Origin of the sequence: Vibrio kyushuensis, from assembly GCF_050337325.1 — a bacterium.
GTDB lineage: Bacteria > Pseudomonadota > Gammaproteobacteria > Enterobacterales > Vibrionaceae > Vibrio > Vibrio kyushuensis.
Genome location: NZ_JAKJSV010000010.1, coordinates 129,605 through 150,790, shown reverse-complemented (window position 1 = coordinate 150,790; position 21,186 = coordinate 129,605). Strand labels below are relative to the sequence as shown.

The following is a 21,186-nucleotide window of genomic DNA, read 5'->3' as shown; positions in this document are numbered from 1 at the left end:
ACTTCCAACTGCCATCCTCTTCAACCTCAAACGTACCATAGTCATTGGTTACCGTATAAGGTTCTACCTTAGCCTCACCCGTATCTACATCCTGAATACTAAGTTGACCTTCAGCGACTTGTTTACCATCAATGTCTTCTTTAACCCTACCGCTGTCATCGCCAACCGTAGCACTGTCATTCGTACCTTTAACAACCACACTGATTGTGCCAGTGTCTGTTCCATCAAACGACGTAACCTCAAACGACAATGGAATTTCTTCGCCTTCAGGTAAAACTTGAACAAATTCACTCTCATTATTAATTGTAAAAGACCAATTACCTTCTGCATCAATAGTGAAAGTACCGTAGTCATTAGTCACTGAAGTTGGTTGAACAAACGCCTCTCCATCATCGACGTCAACGATTGATAATTTACCTGTCGCTACGGATTGCTCAGCACTATCTTCAACTACCTCACCAGTACCATCTGAAACAGTAGCTGGATCATTCACCGGCGTTACACCGATCTCAACAACAAGCGTATCAATGCCGCCTTGGCCGTCTGTTACTTGTACTGCAAAGCTGTCTGGGCCGTTGTAGTTTTCGTTTGGTGTGTATACCCAAGAACCGTCTGGATTGACGGTTACAGTGCCATTAGTAGGGGCTGTTGTTTCAGCGTAAGTCAGGTTATCGCCATTCGTATCCAAAGCGGTAAATTGCCCAGAAAGTGGGGTATCTTCATCAGTTGTAACAGAAAGGCTAGTACCTTGGTCAGTTCCGTCTGCAGCAATAAATACCGGGGCATTGTTTTGATATTGCTCAAGGAGAGTCAGGCTTTGAGTTTGAGAAAGGCCAAGAGACTCTAGTCCTTGTGTATCGAAATTTGTTATCGCAATAGTTTCACTACCATCACGAGAGACGCTACCTGATGCAGTTAAGCTAGAACCTGAGTTACCACCGGCCGCGGTTGCGAACTCTTCGCCTAACTGAGTTGGATCCTGCCCGTCTTCTAAGGCAGCAAAAATATCTTCTAATTCAGCAGAGATATCTCGGTTTTCACCATTTTCTCCAACAATCTCAACTTGCAGAGGCTGTTCAGCTTGGTTTTCAACTGTACCATCGCTGTTAATGACGACTTCACCCGGTAAAGGTTGTTCGCCTTCATTCAATACCTTCAGATTTCCATTAATGTCGATAACAACAATTTGTCCAGCAGCCAAGTTGCTACCAATAATAAAAGTACCGATTCCCATATTAAGCCTCTGCTCCATCCAACTTTCTCTTCGGGTTTAGTCAAGAAATTGACAAACTCCGATCCATTCACAACTGCTATAAATTAACATTAATACATAGCAAACAAAACCAATGATAGAACAATTCTGTAACTAAATTTGATTCATACATTGACTGAGGTCACACTATCGAAATTGAACCAATATCACAAAAATCACTTGATGTAGATCAATTAATTCCACCAATTTGGCTAATTCTTACTTTTCAAACAGAATTTACGATTTACATGTTATTTACATTAATTCCTCGAAAACATTAGCCATTATAATAATTTATGCTATTTTATTGACGCGCCATATAACCAAGACATACATGTTGTTGTCCAAGGAGAGACAGAGTGAAGTGGAATAGAATAAGCACTGTTAGTGTTCTAATCGCCATGAGTTTTCCAAGCTATAGCCAGACTCTAGAACAAGCCGTTGCTCATACGCTAAAAACAAATCCTGAAATTAAAGCCGCTTATAACGAATTTGTGAGTAAGCGTTATTTGTCTGATGCTTCAGGCGGTGCTTATTTACCTAGTATCGATTTAGATGCAGGGATTGGATATGAGGGTATCAACCCCGCAGAAGGAAACGGCAACGATACAGATTTAACTCGAAAAGATGCCACGCTAACCCTCACTCAATTGCTATGGGATGGTTCATCTACGCTTAATGATATGGATCGTACTGCTGCAGATGCCGAATCAATTCGTTTTCAACTACTTTCAGACGCGCAAGACATGGCACTAGAAGTCACGAAAATTTATCTCGATTCGACTAAAGCTTACGAAATTTTGAGCCTTTCTGAGAGTAACCTAGCAACACACAAAAATATCTACAAAGATATCAAACGTCGCGTTGAGTCCGGTATTGGTTCAACAGCAGACATGTCACAGGTTGAAGCTCGAATAGCAAAAGCGCACGGAAATTTACTCGCTGCTCAAAATAACCTATATGACGTACATACTCAGTTTAAACGTATTGTCGGTCAATCCCCTCTTGGTCTAGCGTTCCCAATGGCCGATCAAGTGGCTATTCCTCTGACGATAGATGCAGCAGTCGACACGGCATTTGATCAACACCCTGTTATTAAAGTTGCGCAAGCAGATGTAGATTCAGCCAAGTATCAATATAAGCAGTCCAAGGGTGTTAATTACCCGACGCTATCACTTGAAGCCTCACAAACTTGGTACGACGATGCTGGCGGTACTGTAGGCAGCAGCGACGAGTTCTCAGCTATGGTACGTATGCGATACAACCTATTTAACGGTGGTTCAGATTCAGATCGCATCGAAAGCTACGCATACCAGCTAAATAAAGCCAAAGATTTCCGTGATCGTACTTACCGTAGTGTTGAGGAAGGTTTAAGGTTGTCTTGGAGCGCTTTAGATTTAACCGTTCAACAGAAAGAGTTCTTAGCAGACCACGTTGATTCAGCCTCTGAAACCGTTATCTCTTATGAAAAACAATACGGTCTTGGAAAGCGTACGTTACTTGATCTATTGAATACCGAAAATGAGCTTTTTGAAGCAAGAAAAGGTTATATCGATGCTAAGTATGATGAACAATACGCTAAATATCGCGTAATGAATGCATCAGGAAATTTATTATCCGCTCTTAGGGTTTCAACACCAGATGAATGGAATCAAAAGGTGGAGTATTAATATGAATAAGCGATTATTGGCACTATTGATTGCCGCACCTTTTCTTTCAAACTCTGTCATTGCTAGTGATGAGTATGAATATATTGATACACCAGAGCCGGTACAAGTCGATGATTTGTTGGATGATGATAAAGATGGTGTCATCAATGCGCGCGATCTATGTGTTGAAACACCTCTAGCATCAGAAATTGATAATGATGGTTGTGAAACCCATATTCAAACTGAGCAACAAATGAAACTAAACATTTTGTTTGCTAACGACTCATCTGAATTGAACTCCGTTTTCTTGGGTCAGATAAGAGTCATGGCCGAGTTTATGACAGAATATCCATCCATATCAATCGAGCTACAGGGTTACGCTAGTAAAGTCGGAAATCCTGAATACAATTTATCATTATCGAAAGACCGAGCTAGTAGCATCAAAGATGCTCTAATTTCAAATGGTGTGAGCCACACTAGAGTCACCATTGTTGGTTATGGAGATACCTCTTTGTCTGCGTTTGGGGACGATGAACAGAGTCACGCCTTAAACCGAAAAGTAGAAGCGACAGTTGTCGGCTACAAGGGGTCTGTTAAAGAGGCGTGGACCATCTTTAACAAGATCGAAAAATAGCCTGCATCGATGGTTTTTTAAGTATTGAACTATCACGACTAGGGTGCTTTGCACCCTTTTTTATTTAGTGCCTATTTTATAATGAGTTTCATTAGTGAAAATGGTAATCTAGCCCCGTCTATTCTATTGAGAACACTAACATGACTAAATTAACCGCAGATATCCAAGCTAACCTTGAACTATTTGTAGCAGAAACATGCAAAAACAAATTGGTTTGGGGCTTAAAAAATGACGAAGGTTGGTTAGCGTGTGATTCTAGTGAGTTTGAACAAAGTGAAGTAATGCCATTTTGGTCAGCTAAAGAAGACGCTGCTCACCATAATGTTGAAGAGTGGGCTGATTTTGAAGTTCTAGAAATCCCGCTTGATATCTTTGTTGAAGACTGGCTACTAACTCTTGCAGAAGATGGCGTACTCATCGGTGCTAACTGGAATGAAGTACTTGAAGGTAAAGAAATTGAACCTTCAGATTTAGCAAAACTATACTTAGAAAAAGTAACTAACTAATAACTAAGTAATTAAGTTAAAAGTTTCCAAAAAAACGTCGCTTCTGCGACGTTTTTTTATGCGATAAACTTAATCGTATTCAAATAGTTCATCAGCTAGATGTTTTTTCGACGTACTGCTTCATTATTTTGTCTGAATCGAGCAGATACTCATCTAACCCCGCCTTTCTTAAATCACAAGATGGGCAATCACCACAGCCATCACCTAAAACTCCGTTGTAACAAGTCAGTGTCTTGTTGCGAATAAGGTCCAGTGCTTTATAGTTGTCTGCCATTGCCCATGTTTCAGCTTTGTTTAGCCACATCAATGGCGTAGAAATTTCAAAGCTTCTGTCCATACCTTGAACTAATGCGTTGTTCATAGACTTAACAAACTCATCACGGCAATCTGGGTAACCTGAAAAATCAGTTTCGCAAACGCCGGTAATAACAGTATCAGCTCCAATTTGATAAGCATAGATCCCGGCAAGCGTAAGAAACAGAATATTGCGCCCCGGTACAAATGAGTTCGGTAGACCATTATCTTGAAGCTCATGCGAGACAGGGATGTCATCACGAGTTAATGAGCTAATCGCCAGTTCATTAAGTAACGTCACATCCATTACTTTATGAGCAGCAACACCTAGCTCTTTAGCTAAATCTTGTGCAACTTCAATTTCCAAACTGTGCCTCTGACCATAATCAAATGTAATGGCATGAACTTCATCAAACTCTTTTAGAGCTTTAACCAGACACGTTGTGGAGTCTTGTCCCCCACTAAATACTACTACTGCTTTTTTCATTTTTAAATTCCAACTGAACCTAACGCCTGAACAAACTCTTTGGCTGTGTTTACTATATTAGTCGAAGGCTATGGGTTAATTAGGCAATGCTTAAATATTTATGAGTTTGTACAGAGAGACGCCAATTTCGTTTAACGCAGGTTTCAATACAAAGCTCTGTCGCTCGACTCTTTTGGCTAATAGGTTGAAGAGCAATCACGGTCGCTTCATCAATATTAGCTTGATTAAGCAGTTCATCTAGGTGGTCAATATCTTTTTGAGTGGCCACAGGGTGCTTAATTTCATTAGCTCGTTCCAAAGCACTATTTATGACAGGTAGCTTACCTTTCATCGCCACCTTTGGTGAAACGGTGACCCATGTTTGCTCTGATGCTTGCACTTCCGAAGTACCACTTGTTTCTATTTGGCAACGACAGCCCATATCTTCAAAGGCTTGCGTCAGTGGTCGTAGGTCATAGATACACGGTTCGCCACCAGTAATCACAACGTGCTTGGCGTTGAACCCCTGTTTCTGATAGATCTCAACTATATCTGCGGCTGAAACAGAACACCAAGAGGGGCTATCTTCAGTTTTGACTAAGATTTCATTTAATGGACGCTCATCTTTCTCTAAAGCTTCCCATGTTTGTTTCGTATCACACCATGCACAGCCAACTGGACACTCTTGCAAACGGACAAAAACTGAAGGAACGCCTGTAAAATAGCCTTCGCCCTGAATGGTTTCAAACATTTCATTTATCTTATACAACTTACTAACCCAAGGTGTTTTAAACTAGGACCGAGACATTAAAGGAGTCTGTCTCTAAGGTCAAATTATACCTATATCCGAATAGCCATATCCAAAAAGCGAGCCTCACAATAACCGTCATATAACTATCACTAGCAGAACTGAGTAAATTTATTTAAGCTGCGCTCATTGTGGTAATTTTTTAGGTAAGTTATGTATAAACTCATTGCGTTAGACATGGACGGCACACTGCTGAACAGTGAAAAACAAATTTCTGAGCTGACTAAGAAAGCTATCTCTAGTGCACGTGATAAAGGTGTGAAAGTAGTATTAGCCTCAGGAAGACCCATTGATGGTATGGTCGATAAACTTCAGGAACTCAATATTGAAGGTAATGATGAATTTGTCCTCTATTACAACGGTTCAATGGTTAAAGAGCTAGGTAGCCAAAAGGTAATCCATAGACATATCATCAGTGGAAAATCAGCGAAACAAGTGGCGAAGCTGGCAGAACAGCTAAATTTGAATGTACACGCTTTTAGCGAAGTGCATGGCCTCATTACTCCTGTAAATAGTGAATATACTCAGCTAGAGGCGACGATTAACGGTCTAACGATTACAGAAATGGACTTTGATACACTAGAAGACAATCACCCAATTATAAAAGTGATGATTGTCGGTGAAGCAAATAAGCTAACACAAGCGATTAGTGATATCCCTTCTAGTTTCTATAACGATTACACCATTGTACAAAGTGCTCCATTCTTTCTAGAGTTTTTGAGTTTAGGGAGTAACAAGGGCTTAGGAATTGAAGCTATCGCAAAACACTTGAACATTGATTCAAGTGAGATCATTTGTGTTGGAGATGCAGAAAATGATAACCACATGATTAAGTTTGCCGGTCTTGGCGTAGCTATGGAAAATGCGATGGATGAAACGAAAGCACTGGCTGACTATATTGCACCAAGCAACGATCATGACGGTGTTGCCGATGTCATCAACAAGTTCATTCTAACTCCTTGTTAACGGTTGGTAACTAGCTACATAAATGCCTGCTAATAACAAAAACGCCCTACTTTCGTAAGGCGTTTTTTATTGATGACAATATCTGGTTACTGGCAATTTTTAGTGACTAAGTTTTCGCACCGCACCAACGTAGGCGAGCATCAGCACTGGAAATCTCAGCGACTCAAGAATAAGAGAAAACATACTGCTATAAGAAACAAAAGTTGCAGCAAACAGCAGAGTAAAATTCAATATCAGTAGTACAACAATCATTGAAATGACTTTGCTTAACGACATTGTTTGTTGGTCTCTATCTAGAGTCATCACCAACCCTGTCGTAGTGACCAATATCGCCAACCACTCGGTAAATACAGGCAGTGGCCAAATTACGGTCAATGCGACAGTGCCAATCGTTAACGCAACCCATAAAGCTCGAGAACAAAGTAATGACTGAACATCCACATCTGGCTTGGCTTCTAAACGAATGATATGCCATGCAACTAGAACACCGAGTATTGCACCAATTCCCATATCCCATAAAAAGGCAGTGCCGCTATAAAATTTCGACAAAGCAAGGACGAGAACAAAGCCGATAAAGCCTATCATTAACGGCTTCCTCTCTTCATTATCGAGCTCTCGAAGTATCAAAGTCACGACGCAAAACCATACCGCAATAGGAAGGCTTGGAAAGCTGAACCCATAGCTATGCATCATATCAATAGCAGGGATATAAGCGTGTGGGCGAGGAATCGAAAAACCTTGCTGGGCCACTAAACTTAAGAGTGATGTTACGGTGATAGCAAAAAATGCTTTGTAGCTAAACTCTTTACCAAAACGCCAGTAAAGTAGTGGAAAAACCACCAGTAGCACCCATGGTTTAATCAATTGGCTTAACACCATATTAATGGCATCAACACTATTCGAAACAACATCAGGCATTGAGGAAACTGACTGCTGCATACTTAAAATCCAATTTAACTGAGCTTGATTTAGAACTGGTGCGGCTTCAATCAACTCACTAACGTAGGTCGTAGACTGGTCAGTTGCATTTACATATAAAGCTTTGATGGCATCCCACTGCTCTGGGTATCGATAACGCTCATAAGGAAGTTTTTCTGGTGAAAGTAACATAGCACTTGATACTTCAACGCCATAGTGAGGCGCGAACCAAATCGGCATCGCATTACCATCAAGGTCATTATTATATTCATAGGCAATCACTTCGGAATCTGAAACACAGTCATAAATCACAGCAGTATCGGTGTAACCTAAAACATCGCCAACACTCACTACTAATCCTGTTTCTTCCCACGTTTCGCGTTGAGCCGTTAAGCTTGGTTCTTCTCTCGGGTCGATTGTGCCACCAGGGAGTGATATTTTCTTAGTCAAAATCTCATGAACAAGGACGATTTTATCGTCAGCTTTTACTATGCACAGAGCACCTCTAATTGATTCCGGCATTTCCGATGCCAATGAGTGCGACGAAACTAGTAAAGAGAAACCCGTTAATACAAGCAATAACATCCGCTTTATCACGTTAAAAACCTTCCATATAAAAATTAAACTGAGACATAAACTAAGCTGAGAAATATAGGCAAGCTGTTCATATAGCTTTGCGTAACCAATGAATATGATGCTCAAAATCAAGTTGCTGATAAAATTTTTGTGCCGCTGAGTTAAACTCCCAAACTTCTACAAAAACCTGAACCACACCGTACTCTTTAAAACGTTGATTGAGTGTCGTGCAGAGCCGATTTGCAATATTTTGGTGACGATATTTAGAATCAACATAAAGCTCGTCAATACTGCCCATTTGAACCGGCTTGCTGACGCTAGAAACTAACTCACAAAAATGGCCTGTGATGAAACCCACAATCTTTTCATCTGCTTTGGCGACAAAAACCAAACATTCAGGATCATCAAGGTAGCGTGCTATGCTTTTTTCTTGCTCTATCTCGTGTGCGGTTTTAAAAAACTCAGGACACGCAAGATGATGTTCATTGTGAAGTTCAAACATAAGATCGTTTAACGATTCAATGTCTGCCATCTGAGCTGCGGAGATAGTAATTGGTAGCATAATATTTTTGCGACACAAATAAAGTACGTATAATTTCAGATTGTATAGAATCTCGCACAAAAAAGCCCCTTATTCTCGGGGCTTGGTTATTATTTTTGGTAAATTCCGCTTAGGATTCGTCTAGCACTCGTTCAATTTCACTAAGGCTACTCGGGTCATCTATTGTCGTGGGGATAACATATTGTTCGCCATCTGCTATTTGTCGAATTACTCGGCGCAATATTTTTCCCGAACGTGTTTTTGGAAGACGCTCTACAACCAGTGCATGCTTAAAGCACGCAACCGCCCCTATCTCATTACGAACTTTACCAACCAGTTCTCCCTCAAGCTCACGGTTATCAACTTTAACGCCATCTTTCAAGACAACTAAGCCTAAAGGAAGTTGCCCTTTTAACTCGTCATGAACACCCACAACTGCACATTCAGCCACCGCAGGATGAGCACCTACAATCTCTTCCATCTCGCCCGTGGATAGCCTGTGCCCTGCAACATTAATGACATCGTCGATACGGCCCATGATAAATAGATAACCATCCTCATCTAAGTATCCCCCATCACCTGACACGTAATAGCCCGGGAACTGACTAAGGTAACCAGATTCAAATCGATCATGATTTCTCCACACCGTCGGTAAACATCCGGGAGGCAATGGCCTTTTTAAAGCAACAAAACCTTGCTGGTTTGCTTCTAGTGAGACACCCAGTTCATTGATTACTTCAACTTGAAACCCGGGAACTGGTTTAGTCGCTGAGCCTGATTTAATTGGCATAACCTCTAGACCAATTGGATTGCTTGCTATTGACCAACCTGTTTCGGTTTGCCACCAGTGATCAACCACAGGTTTTTTGGTTTTAGAACAAACCCAATCCATAGTAGGCGGATCTAATCGCTCTCCGGCCATGAAAATGGTTTTGAGCTTTGATAGATCATACTGAGAGAGTAACTCCCCTTCAGAGTCCTCTTTTTTAATCGCTCGAAAGGCAGTGGGTGCCGAAAATAACACATCAACTTTATACTCTTCACAGACTCGCCAAAAAGCGCCAGAGTCTGGTGTTCTTACAGGTTTCCCTTCAAAAAGAATAGAAGTACAGCCGTGAATAAGTGGCCCATAAACAATATAAGAGTGCCCAACAACCCAACCCACATCCGATGCAGCCCAGAACACGCCATCTTGCGGCATATCATAGACAGTATTCATCGAATACTTCATTGCAACGGCATGTCCGCCGTTGTCCCGAACAACCCCTTTAGGTTTGCCAGTTGTTCCAGAGGTATAGAGTATATACAGCGGGTCGGTCGCCAATACTGGAACACAAGCGTGAGGAGGTGCACTATTAACACCACTATCCCAATCAATATCTCGTTCTGAGTTGATATCCGCAACGCATTGCTCTCGCTGGAGTAGCACCACTTTTTCTGGCTTCCAACGACTATCCATTATCGCTTTATCCACCAAAGGCTTATATGGAAGGACTTTATTTATTTCAATTCCGCATGAAGCGGTAATCACGACTTTCGGCTCTGCATCTTCAATACGAACCGCTAACTCACTAGGCGCAAAACCGCCAAATACGACTGAATGAACTGCGCCCAATCGAGCACAGGCTAACATCGCCATAGCAGCTTCTGGGATCATTGGCATATAGATGACAACTCTATCCCCTTTCTTAACCCCTAAACCAGCCAACATGCCTGCTACTTTTGCAACTTGGTCTCGCAATTCTAAATAGGTGTAGCTGCGTTTGGTTTCTGTCACCGGTGAGTCATACAACAACGCGGTTTTATTTGATCGACCATTCTCACAATGGTAATCAAGTGCAAGCCAACACGTATTGAGTTCACCATCAGAGAACCATCGTTCAATTCCATTCTCATCAGTTTGCAAAATGCTTTGTGGCTTTTTAAACCAATCAATTTTTTCAGACTGCGCCGCCCAAAATGATTCTGGTTCGTTTACCGACCATTGATACTCTTGTTGATATGCAGATACCGTTTGATTGGTAGCCACTGATTTATTATTAGACATCGTGTGCTTCCTCCATGAATTATGTTTTCGCTATTTCGCTATTCAGAAACATTGAAAGGAATTCGAACGACCCCTTCCATTAATACACGGGCACTACGACTCATTGTTGCCCTCTCAACTACCCAACCCTTCTCTGCTCTATTTGCTTTAGCGCCAACCTTTAATGTTCCAGACGGATGACCAAAAGTAACGGACTCTTTCTCTCCGCCACCAGCGGCTAGATTAACTAATGTTTCAGGAACGCAAGCAGCAGACGCGATGGCAACGGCTGCTGTTCCCATCATTGCGTGGTGAAGCTTCCCCATTGAAAGCGCTCTTACCACAACATCAATGTCTTCAGCCTCAACATTTTTGCCACTGGAGCTAACATACGCTTTAGGTCTAGAGACAAACGCCACTTTCGGTGTGTGTTGCCGTGACACGGCCTCTTCTATCGATTCAATCAATCCCATTCTCACTGCGCCATGAGCCCGTATAGACTCAAACATCGCCAATGCTTTTTCATCCCCATTGATATCATCTTGTAGCTCAACACCTTGATAACCAAGCGATTCTGCATCAACAAATATCGTTGGTATGCCTGCATTAATCAACGTCACGCTTAATGGTCCCAAATTAGGAACGTTTAGCTCATCGACAAGGTTTCCTGTTGGAAACATCGAGCCGTCGCCATCCGCGGGGTCGATAAAATCCACTTGAATTTCTGCGGCAGGGAAAGTCACACCATCAAGCTCAAAATCGCCAAGTTCTTGAACTTCTCCACCTTGTATTGGTACATGCACAATGATTGTTTTGCCAATATTTGCCTGCCAGACCCTCACTGCGACAACGCCATCGTCTGGAATTCGTTCTGGACTCACTAAACCCGAGTGGATAGCAAAAGGCCCAACCGCCGCAGATAAGTTTCCGCAGTTTCCACTCCAATCAATAAAGGGCTTATCAATTGATACTTGGCCAAATAGATAATCGACATCGTGGCCTGGCTGACTGCTCTTAGACAAAATAACCGTCTTACTGGTACTTGAAGTCGCGCCTCCCATTCCATCGGTTTGTTTGCCGTAAGGATCCGGACTGCCAATCACTCGAAGCAGAAGCTTGTCTCGCGACTCACCCTCGACTTGAGCTATTTTTGGTAAGTCATTAAGGCTGAAAAACACACCTTTACTCGTGCCACCGCGCATATAGGTCGCCGGAACTTTGATCTGTTTTAATGTCATGCCCTTCTCCTATTGCGCTAGAAAATCAATTGCGAATCGCTGCAGAACGCCGCCCGCTTGATAAACACGGACTTCGTCTTCGGTGTCTAATCGACAGGTGACTTCTACACTGAGTTTTTCCCCATTATCACGAGTAATAACTAACGCCAAATCAACCCCTGACTCAATATCACCCACAACATCATATTGCTCTGTACCCATCAGTTTCAGAGTATTCCGATTGTCATCGTTCTTAAATTGCAGCGGCAATACGCCCATACCAACTAAGTTCGTTCGGTGAATTCGTTCAAATCCTTCAGCAACGATCACCTCGACACCAGCAAGTCGAACGCCTTTAGCTGCCCAATCTCGTGATGACCCTTGCCCGTAATCAGCCCCGGCGATAATAATCAGTGGTTGCTTGCGTTCCATATAGGCTTCTATCGCTTCCCACATTCGAGTGACCTTACCTTCTGGTTCCACTCGCGCTAATGATCCTTGTACGATACGATCATTCTCTTTCACCATTTCATTAAAAAGTTTTGGGTTAGCAAACGTCGCTCGTTGAGCAGTGAGATGATCACCCCTATGCGTTGCGTATGAGTTAAAGTCCTCTTCCGGTACGTCCATTTTGGCTAGGTATTCCCCTGCCGCACTCGATGAGAGAATTGCGTTGGAAGGCGACAGGTGATCAGTCGTAATGTTGTCACCTAGAATGGCAAGTGGCCTCATTTGGCTTAGAGTCCTTTCCCCTGCGAGTGCACCTTCCCAATATGGTGGACGACGAATATACGTGCTCTTTTCACGCCAGTCATAAAGTGGGTTACTGTTCTTTTCTTGATCATCTAACTTGAACATTTGAATATACACTTGGTTAAACTGCGACGGCTTCACGTGGCGATTAACAATTGCATCAATGTCTTCATCACTTGGCCATAAGTCGCTTAGATAGATCTTCTTGCCATTACTGTCAGTGCCCAAGCTCTCGTTTTCAATATCAAAGCGAATCGTACCCGCTAATGCATAAGCAACGACTAAGGGTGGTGATGCCAAAAATGCTTGCTTCGCATAAGGATGAATTCGGCCATCAAAATTTCGATTACCTGATAGAACTGCGGTTGTATACAAATCCCGCTCGATGATTTCTTGCTGAATATTGCTATCTAACTTTCCACTCATGCCATTACAGGTTGTACATGCATAACCAACAATGCCAAACCCTAGCGTTTCCATCTCAGATAATAGTCCTGCTTCCTCAAGATAAAGCTTGGCTACCTTAGACCCAGGAGCAAATGACGTTTTGACCCAAGGTTTACGAACGAGGCCTAATTGATTGGCCTTTTTTGCCATCAGAGCCGCCGCGACAACATTTCGCGGGTTACTGGTATTGGTACACGATGTAATTGCTGCAATAATTACAGCTCCATCCGGCATTTGGTCAGGATTTGTTTCGTTTTGAAGCTCTTGCTCGTTGCTGGCAATACCACGCTCAACTAATTCAGAAGTTGGTAAACGTCGGTGCGGGTTAGATGGGCCTGCCATATTTCTCTGAACCGTTGATAAATCGAACTCTAAAACTCGCTTATACTCCGCTGTTTTAAGGTCATCTGCCCACAAACCATTCAGCTTTGCGTACTGCTCAACTAAAGCGACCTGTTCAGGATCTCGTCCCGTGAGTGTTAAGTATTTTATTGTTTGTTCATCGATATAAAACATCCCAGCAGTTGCGCCATACTCAGGAGTCATATTCGATATGGTCGCTCGGTCGCCGATGGAAAGATCACGCGCACCATCACCAAAAAATTCTAAGTAACTTGAAACAACATCGTTGCCCCTTAAATACTCGGTAATTGCTAGCACTATGTCTGTTGCGGTAATACCCGGTGCGCGTTGACCCGTTAACTTAACACCCACAATATCGGGCAAGCGCATCATCGATGGTCGCCCTAACATTACGGTCTCAGCTTCTAGACCGCCCACGCCAATCGCCAGCACGCCTAAAGCATCAACGTGTGGGGTATGACTATCGGTTCCTACGCAAGTATCAGGAAAGGCAATTCCGTCTTTAGCTTGAACAACCGGAGACATTTTCTCTAGATTAATCTGGTGCATGATTCCGTTTCCTGCAGGAATCACACTGACATTTTCAAACGCAGTCTTACACCATTCAATAAAGTGAAAACGGTCTTCGTTTCGTCTCTCTTCGATACTTCGGTTTTTTGCAAACGCATCAGTGTCAAAGCCCGAATGTTCAACCGCTAAAGAATGGTCGACAATTAGCTGCGTCTCTACAACAGGGTTCACTTTGGCGGGGTCACCACCTTGATCGGCAATCGCATCTCGTAGTCCTGCAAGATCAACAAGCGCGGTTTGACCAAGAATATCGTGACACACGACTCTTGCCGGATACCAAGGAAAGTCCAAATCAGATTTTCGTTCGATTAGTTGATTCAAGCTGTCGTTTAGTGAGTTCGGTTCACAGCGTCTTACTAATTGCTCGGCAAGAATTCGAGACGTATAAGGGAGTTTCTCATACGCCCCTGAAGAGATAGAGTTGACCGCGTCTCGAACATCAAAATAATCAAGATCTGTATTGGGGAGCGGCTTACGATAGCGTTGATTTACCATAGCGTTTAAGTCTGGCATAACATTCGTCCATAAATTTATTTACATCCGTCAAACAGAACCCAGCATTCTTATTTAAGTGAAGTTAAGTTCTGTTTGTACCTGCTGTTTATTAGCCTAATTTAACTAGCGACTTTTTCCTAGCGACGGTTAATTAGCTAACGACGCTGACCAATTGGCAGCCAGTCTTGATGTTCAGGGCCATCGTAATCAGCGCTTGGACGTATGATTCGATTGTTCGCTCTCTGTTCATAGATGTGCGCAGCCCAACCCGTTAGTCGGCTCATAACGAATATCGGTGTAAATAATTTAGTCGGTATGCCCATGAAATGATAAGCGGATGCATGAAAGAAATCAGCGTTACAGAATAAACCTTTCTCTCTTTTCATTACCGATTCAACACGCTCAGAAACTACATACAGTTGTGTGTCACCGGCAGCCTCAGATAGCTCTTTTGACCAGCGTTTTATCAGCGCGTTTCGAGGGTCACATTCTCTATAAACAGCGTGCCCAAAACCCATTATTTTGTCTTTGTTCGCCAACATTTTCATGATGTTTTCTTCGGCTTCGTCGGCCGTTTTCCAATCTTTTATCATCGCCATTGCAGCTTCATTTGCACCACCATGTAACGGGCCACGTAATGTACCGATAGCAGCGGTAACGCAAGAGTGAATATCAGATAAGGTGGAAGCACACACACGACCGGCAAATGTCGATGCATTGAATTCATGTTCAGCATATAAAATAAGAGAACAGTGCATGACCTTTTTGTGCAGCTCGCTCGGTGATTTGTCCGTTAACATCTTCAGAAAGTAACCACCAGTGCACCCTTCACTCTCATTTTTAGTATCAATCCGTACACCGTCATGGCTAAAACGGTACCAGTAACAGATGATAGCTGGAAATAATGCAAGCATGCGCTCTGTCGCAGGTTGCTGCTCAGAAAAGTCCATCTCTTGCTCTAGATTACCCAATACAGAACAGCCAGTTCTCATGACATCCATTGGGTGTGCAGTCGCGGGCAATAACTCTAACGCCTGCTTAAGCGGTTCCGGTAACCCTCTCAGACTAATAAGAAGAGTTTTGTAATCATCAAGCTCTTTTTGGTTCGGCAAGTGACCGCGTAACAATAAATGAGCAATTTCTTCGAACTCAGCATTATTTGCTAAGTCGGTTATGTCATAACCTCGGTAGGTTAACCCTGTACCCGTTTGTCCTACAGTGCATAACGCAGTGGTTCCTGCGCTTTGACCTCTTAGCCCTGCGCCACCTTTTGCTGATTTTTTATCCGCTGATGAAGACATGTTGAACTCCTTTTCTGGGTTAGCTCACTCGTTTTTTAGCAAGTATGCTTAGCTAAATAAGTACTCTTCGGTACATTCTTGCAAGCTAACGGTTTCACGTTATTGGATTAGGTTAAATTTATTCTTTTCCTGAAAACAGTTGGTCTAGTTTGTTTTCATAGTCGTGGTAATTCAGATGTTGATAAAGCTCTTTCCGTGTCTGCATTGAATCGATTAATGCTTCCTGATTACCTTCCGCCAACAAATGGGTATAAACCATCTCAGCCGCTTTATTCATCGCTCTAAATGCACTTAATGGATAGAGCACCATATCCACATTAGATCGGGACAATTCTTCACAATTATAGAGTGGCGTTTGACCAAATTCAGTGATATTGGCAAGGATAGGTACGTGCTTTCCGGTTGCAGATTTCAAAGCTGATGAAAATTGGACATACTGTTCTAATTTACTCATCGCTTCTGGGAAAATCATATCGGCTCCGGCTTCTACACAGGCGATTGCGCGTTCTATCGTACTGTCAATACCTTCAACGGCTAGGGCATCTGTACGCGCCATAATGACAAAGCTTTGATCATCACGGGCGTCGGTTGCTGCTTTGATTCGATCTACCATCTCTTGTTGACTAACAATGGCTTTATTTGGACGATGACCACATCGCTTTTGTGCAACTTGGTCTTCCATGTGAATGGCGGCTGCACCCGCTTTTTCCATCGACTTTATTGTGCGTGAAATGTTAAACGCCCCGCCAAAGCCGGTATCAATATCCACAAGCAGTGGTAAGTCACATGCGTTAGTCACGCGCTCCACATCAACCAAAACATCGTTCAATGTTGTGATACCCAGATCTGGCAATCCGTAAGAAGCATTTGCAATTCCACCTCCTGACAAATAGATCGCTTGATGGCCTGCATTTTTTGCCATCATTGCGCAGTAAGGGTTTACCGTTCCAACTATCTGTAAAGGATCATTGTTTGCTACGGCAAGTCTAAACTTCGTCCCTGGTGAATTTTTCATTCTTTAGCTCCCTATTAACTCGTTATTTACCAATCAATTCGCTGTTAACTGAATCTGTTTTTCAATCAGCATTCTGCTACCTGAAATGTGTCTTCTCATCAGCATCTCGGCCAACTCTTCATCTCGATTACGAATGGCCTGCAATATGTATTTGTGCTCTTCAAGCGCCTCGGTTGGCCTTGATTGAGCTCTTGGCGATTGATAACGATACATTCGCAACAAGTGATAAAGTTCGTCACAAAGCAGTGAGATCAACTTACTGTTTCGGCTGGCTTTAATAATGCGATAGTGAAAGTCGAAATCACCGTGTTGATGAAAATATGATGCCCCTGCCACTTGGTCGATATGTTTAGAGTGAGTTGATAGCACCTCTTCTAACTTGATGAGTTCATCTTCCGTTATGTGTCTTGCAGCCAACCTTGCTGCCATCCCCTCAAGTGACTCTCTTACCTCATAAAGCTCTAACAGCTTCTCTTCTGAAAAGGTAATAACTCTTGCGCCTACATGGGGCATTCGCTCAATGAGACCTAAAGCTTCCACTCTCATGATCGCTTCTCTGAGAGGACCACGGCTTACCTCAAAACGTTTGGCCAGTTCCGGCTCAGATATTTTGCAACCAGGCCCTATGTCGCCACTAACAATAGCTTCAATCAAGTACTCGGTAAGACTTTCTGATTTTGTATTCTCTTTTTCACTCACACGAACAAAACCTTCAGTACTCGTCGTAACCATATCCTAAACACTCGCTTAATAATCCTGACAGTGATTAAGTGTCAACAATCTAACAACCTGATTATAAAATAGACCATAATAAGACGGTTAATCAAGTGGATTGTCGACAATTTAGACTAAGGTATAATTAATAGCGTTATTCCGACCTTAGGGGGAACAGCTAACGAAAGTCAAATTAATACCTATAAAACAATGAGATAAATAAACAATTCATACCAACACGAAAAATAGATTAAAAAGGATACAAGAATTCAACATCTAGTGAAGTGTCGACAGTTTACGAGGAAGGTGTGTAATCCGTAGAGAAGATAATTAGACTATGTTGGCAAGAAGATCTGAGGGCGAAACTGCCCTCACGATTTTTTATAAGCTTTAGCTAAGCAGGCTCTGCCTGACCTTTAGCTACCTTTTGTTTATTCACAGATTCTGATGGCTGGTATTTTTGAATGTCTACGTTGTCAATTTGAGCTTCTGGTAGATAACGTTTGGCATATTCCATATAGACACCACTTTCCAAAAACAATATGAACAGATCGATATCTAAATGCTCATCCATTGCCATTTTGTACATTATATCTATAGCCACACTCACGGGTTTGGCCTTTTTATATGGCCTATCTGCTGCGGTCAGAGCCTCAAATACATCTGCTATAGACAAGATTCTTTCCGGTATTGACAGTTGATCTTTGGTTAACTGTCGCGGGTAACCGGTGCCTTTAAGGGTTTCATGGTGTGTTGAAGCATAGCGAGGTACGCGACTTAATTCTGGTGGGAATGGGATGTTATTGAGCATTTTTATACCACTCGTCATATGCTCATTGATTTTGAATCTATCTTCAGCCGTTAACGTACCCGCTCTTACCGACAAGTTATAAACCTCACCCAAGTTATATTGATTCTTAGGAATATTAAGCTTAATACCTAACTTGGGATCAAACTCCAGTGGACGAATGCGTTTAATAATGTGCTCTTGTTTATCACTAAGCAGTTGTTCAGTGACAGGTAAACTTTGTTTGAAGAATTCTTCATCCCTCGCCAATTCTTCAAAAGGCGAGAGCCCTAAAGAGTCATCAAAGTTACGTTGCCAGGTTCGCTTCGCAATATCCTGAATACGCTCTAGTTTAGAGTCTGCCATATATTCACCACCAACATTTGAGTTAGCAATAAATTCAAACTCTTCCTTAAGCTGTTGTTTACTTACTACTAGTTGTTCTTTCGACAGCGCTTCGCTTACACCTTCAATATATACGCGCTTTAAATGGCTAATTTCAGCATCACGTAAGAGAACTTCAAATCGAGTTCTGATCTCATGGATCCGATTGTAATTTGCTTCAAGTTTAGTGCCCTTATCGACGATATGTTCAGGCGTCGTGATCTTGCCACAATCGTGCAGCCATGCCGCTATTTGGAACTCTCTTCGCTCATGGTCGTTGGAAAATTTGAAATTTTTAAACTTACCATATTGGGCATTTTCTGCAGCCTTGGCTAATAGCATTCCAATCTCAGGCACTCGATTACAGTGACCTGCGGTATAAGGAGATTTTTCATCGATAGCTTGAGCAATTAATCGAATAAATGCTTCAACCAACTCTTCTTGAGATTTCTGATGGTTTTTAATTTCTTCAACCATCTCTACCATTGAATCAGAAAGTTCTGATACCTCTTTAATTCGGGATTGAACGTGATGAACTTTGTCGAACTGGCGCAAAGAGACCTTTGTTGTTTCTTTCGTTAATAATCCAACCGGTTTAACTATTGGGTTCCCAAATACCCAGGCTAAAGGCAGGACGCCGAGTAGGACCATTACACTCATGCCAAGGGTAACAAGTACCTTCGGTATTACTTTTTCAAATATAACCTGCTCAGGAACAACAACAGCAAAGTACTCATTCGCTGCGATAGAGTCCCCTATTGCTGTGATATAGACGTATTTGTTTTCACCATTAATGTTGTGCTCGATCATTTGATTTTGCATCGATGGTTTTTGTGTCAAATCTACAACTTCTGCGTAAGGTACAAATGTATCGGTAATATTTTGTCTATTTAACCATTTGTTATCCAATGCTTGTCGTTGCTCTTTTGTCACGTTACTAATAGCAAGATCTATAAGATTAGAGAGCTGACGATCGCTGTTTTTCATGGTTAGGTAATAGTTGTAGGGCCGACCTGATTCAAATTGAGTCACATGAATATCATTTAAATAGTGCTCAATTTTATACTTTTGCAGGACAGAAAAAACATCAATCACTGAAGCTACTTTGCCCTGTTCTAACAAGTTCATTGCCTCGTCAATACTACTAGCATAATGAAACTTTGTTTCTAGTCCTTGGTTTAATAGCGTGTCTGTATTGCGTCCCTCAACAACCGCAACCAGTAGATCCAATAACTTTTTGTCTGTTGTTTCATCTTTGGCGTCTAAAGAAGCCACGCCTAATGGGACAGATAACAGTGGAACGCTGAGAATCTCGTCATTGCGATCAATCATGGGGACTGACTGTAGAATATCTAACTCTCCTTGATGATACTTATCAACTAACTCCAACCAACTGAATCCGTTTACGTATTCAAACCGAAGCCCCGTCATTTCAGTAACTATTTTCAACAGATCCACTAAGTAGCCTTTGGGTTGCCCTGCATATGCGTAATCCAAAGGCCCCCAATTACTTTGGTTAGAGACTAGTAATGAGCGTGCATTTTTTAATATTGCTTTATTAGTGCTATCTAACTTGAGTGGTTGTGAGGATGGAATTTCAACAACCTCTTTTAGCGCTACGCTGGAAGCAATAATTTCACCATGTGGATTGAATATAAATGATTCAACCCCCGTAGAATTCGTTAAACCAAGCGCTGTAGGAGAGATAATCTCACTGACCGACGACAACACAATATCAATACCAATCACGGCATTAAGCGTTTTAACAGCATAGGTTTGACCGGCAATTTTTAGATGTTGAAAAAGATAAGGTTCGGTTTTAAATACTTCTACTGTCGAAGCCTCGCCATACCACGGTCTTTGGGTTGGATAGTAATTGCTACTTTCAATTACAACATTAGTCTCAACAAAGTCGTTGGTGTAATAATACGTTTTCCTTATCCGGTTCTGTTTGGATCCTCCTACACGAATGATGACCCAACGGTCTGACTCTGCGGCATTAATTTTCTCGCGTACGACCGGTGAAGAATCTAGATTGATAATTTGGAAAAAATCGTCACTACTGTTACCCCAGTAAATACTATAAAACATTGGGTTATCTATAAGCGCTTGTGTAAAAATCGTCGTCACTTCCGCTTCACTGAACTGATACTCGGTGACCAGTGAAATATTTTTCAATAATCGAGCAACATTAGAAGCACTGGAATCGATCTTTTGAATATGCTCACTAACCTGAGTCGATGTCATCGAGAGTTTCGATAGCACAAGCTCTTCTGACATTTGTCGAGAAAAATGATATTGAATGGTAATAGCAAAAAATGATGTTAATAATGTTGCGAGTATAAACATGCTCCCAACAGTAAACCGGATTGAATACTTTCTAGCCTGATGTTGTGACGATTTCATTCCTGACCCTCCTTGGTGTAGGCTTGAATAACAACGGTGCTTAAGCACTCTTTAGCTATTCAACTATCCTCATAGTAATCTCTAAATTGGCTCAGTCA

Annotated in this window: 16 protein-coding genes; 4 read left to right on the top strand and 12 right to left on the bottom strand. The window is 42.1% G+C overall.

The window, feature by feature from the left end; all coding sequences use genetic code 11:
* Window positions 1–1,252, bottom strand: a 1,252-nt coding sequence (locus tag L4D20_RS20395; protein WP_428803425.1) for a cadherin-like domain-containing protein, incomplete at its 3' end; no start/stop codon positions are given.
* Between the two features lie 401 nt (window positions 1,253–1,653).
* Here L4D20_RS20395 and L4D20_RS20390 point away from each other — a divergent pair.
* From L4D20_RS20390 to L4D20_RS20380, 3 genes are all read left to right on the top strand, one after another.
* Window positions 1,654–2,922 (top strand): TolC family outer membrane protein, encoded by a 1,269-nt coding sequence (locus tag L4D20_RS20390; RefSeq protein ID WP_428803430.1) that lies wholly within the window; start codon window positions 1,654–1,656, stop codon window positions 2,920–2,922.
* A 1-nt stretch (window position 2,923) separates the two neighbouring features.
* The gene (locus tag L4D20_RS20385) at window positions 2,924–3,535 is read left to right on the top strand and encodes an OmpA family protein (protein WP_428803424.1); all 612 of its coding nucleotides are present in this window, start codon (window positions 2,924–2,926) and stop codon (window positions 3,533–3,535) included.
* Between the two features lie 140 nt (window positions 3,536–3,675).
* Window positions 3,676–4,041: a DUF2750 domain-containing protein gene (locus L4D20_RS20380; RefSeq protein ID WP_428803423.1), complete on the top strand. Its 366-nt coding sequence runs from the start codon at window positions 3,676–3,678 to the stop codon at window positions 4,039–4,041.
* 91 nt (window positions 4,042–4,132) lie between these two features.
* On the opposite strand, the gene queC is transcribed toward L4D20_RS20380, so the two are convergent.
* Window positions 4,133–4,822, bottom strand: a complete 690-nt coding sequence (gene queC / locus L4D20_RS20375) for a 7-cyano-7-deazaguanine synthase QueC (protein WP_428803422.1) — start codon at window positions 4,820–4,822, stop codon at window positions 4,133–4,135.
* Between the two features lie 79 nt (window positions 4,823–4,901).
* Complete coding sequence (gene queE / locus L4D20_RS20370) at window positions 4,902–5,552, bottom strand: 7-carboxy-7-deazaguanine synthase QueE (protein WP_428803421.1); 651 nt, start codon at window positions 5,550–5,552, stop codon at window positions 4,902–4,904.
* A 210-nt stretch (window positions 5,553–5,762) separates the two neighbouring features.
* Between queE and L4D20_RS20365 the strand changes: the two genes are divergently transcribed.
* Window positions 5,763–6,575, top strand: a complete 813-nt coding sequence (locus L4D20_RS20365) for a Cof-type HAD-IIB family hydrolase (RefSeq protein WP_428803420.1) — start codon at window positions 5,763–5,765, stop codon at window positions 6,573–6,575.
* 99 nt (window positions 6,576–6,674) lie between these two features.
* On the opposite strand, the gene L4D20_RS20360 is transcribed toward L4D20_RS20365, so the two are convergent.
* The 9 genes from L4D20_RS20360 to L4D20_RS20320 all read right to left on the bottom strand — a co-directional run bounded on the left by L4D20_RS20360 (window position 6,675) and on the right by L4D20_RS20320 (window position 21,088).
* Window positions 6,675–8,090 (bottom strand): NUDIX domain-containing protein, encoded by a 1,416-nt coding sequence (locus L4D20_RS20360; protein WP_428803419.1) that lies wholly within the window; start codon window positions 8,088–8,090, stop codon window positions 6,675–6,677.
* A gap of 67 nt (window positions 8,091–8,157) precedes the next feature.
* Complete coding sequence (locus tag L4D20_RS20355; protein ID WP_428803418.1) at window positions 8,158–8,631, bottom strand: GNAT family N-acetyltransferase; 474 nt, start codon at window positions 8,629–8,631, stop codon at window positions 8,158–8,160.
* Window positions 8,632–8,740: 109 nt separating this feature from the next.
* On the bottom strand, window positions 8,741–10,657 hold the full coding sequence (locus L4D20_RS20350; protein ID WP_428803417.1) for a propionyl-CoA synthetase: 1,917 nt from the start codon (window positions 10,655–10,657) through the stop codon (window positions 8,741–8,743).
* A gap of 38 nt (window positions 10,658–10,695) precedes the next feature.
* A complete protein-coding gene (gene prpF / locus L4D20_RS20345) occupies window positions 10,696–11,874 on the bottom strand; it encodes a 2-methylaconitate cis-trans isomerase PrpF (RefSeq protein ID WP_428803416.1) in 1,179 nt (392 codons plus the stop codon).
* 9 nt (window positions 11,875–11,883) lie between these two features.
* The gene (gene acnD, locus L4D20_RS20340; RefSeq protein ID WP_428803415.1) at window positions 11,884–14,499 is read right to left on the bottom strand and encodes a Fe/S-dependent 2-methylisocitrate dehydratase AcnD; all 2,616 of its coding nucleotides are present in this window, start codon (window positions 14,497–14,499) and stop codon (window positions 11,884–11,886) included.
* Between the two features lie 137 nt (window positions 14,500–14,636).
* The gene (prpC, locus tag L4D20_RS20335) at window positions 14,637–15,782 is read right to left on the bottom strand and encodes a bifunctional 2-methylcitrate synthase/citrate synthase (RefSeq protein ID WP_428803414.1); all 1,146 of its coding nucleotides are present in this window, start codon (window positions 15,780–15,782) and stop codon (window positions 14,637–14,639) included.
* Between the two features lie 118 nt (window positions 15,783–15,900).
* Entirely contained in the window at window positions 15,901–16,797 is an 897-nt protein-coding gene (gene prpB / locus L4D20_RS20330; RefSeq protein ID WP_428803413.1) for a methylisocitrate lyase, read from the bottom strand.
* Window positions 16,798–16,830: 33 nt separating this feature from the next.
* On the bottom strand, window positions 16,831–17,529 hold the full coding sequence (locus tag L4D20_RS20325) for a GntR family transcriptional regulator (RefSeq protein WP_428803412.1): 699 nt from the start codon (window positions 17,527–17,529) through the stop codon (window positions 16,831–16,833).
* A 376-nt stretch (window positions 17,530–17,905) separates the two neighbouring features.
* Window positions 17,906–21,088 carry an HD domain-containing phosphohydrolase gene (locus L4D20_RS20320; RefSeq protein WP_428803411.1) on the bottom strand — a complete coding sequence of 1,061 codons (3,183 nt, stop codon included), beginning with the start codon at window positions 21,086–21,088 and terminating at the stop codon, window positions 17,906–17,908.
* Window positions 21,089–21,186: the final 98 nt, after the last annotated feature.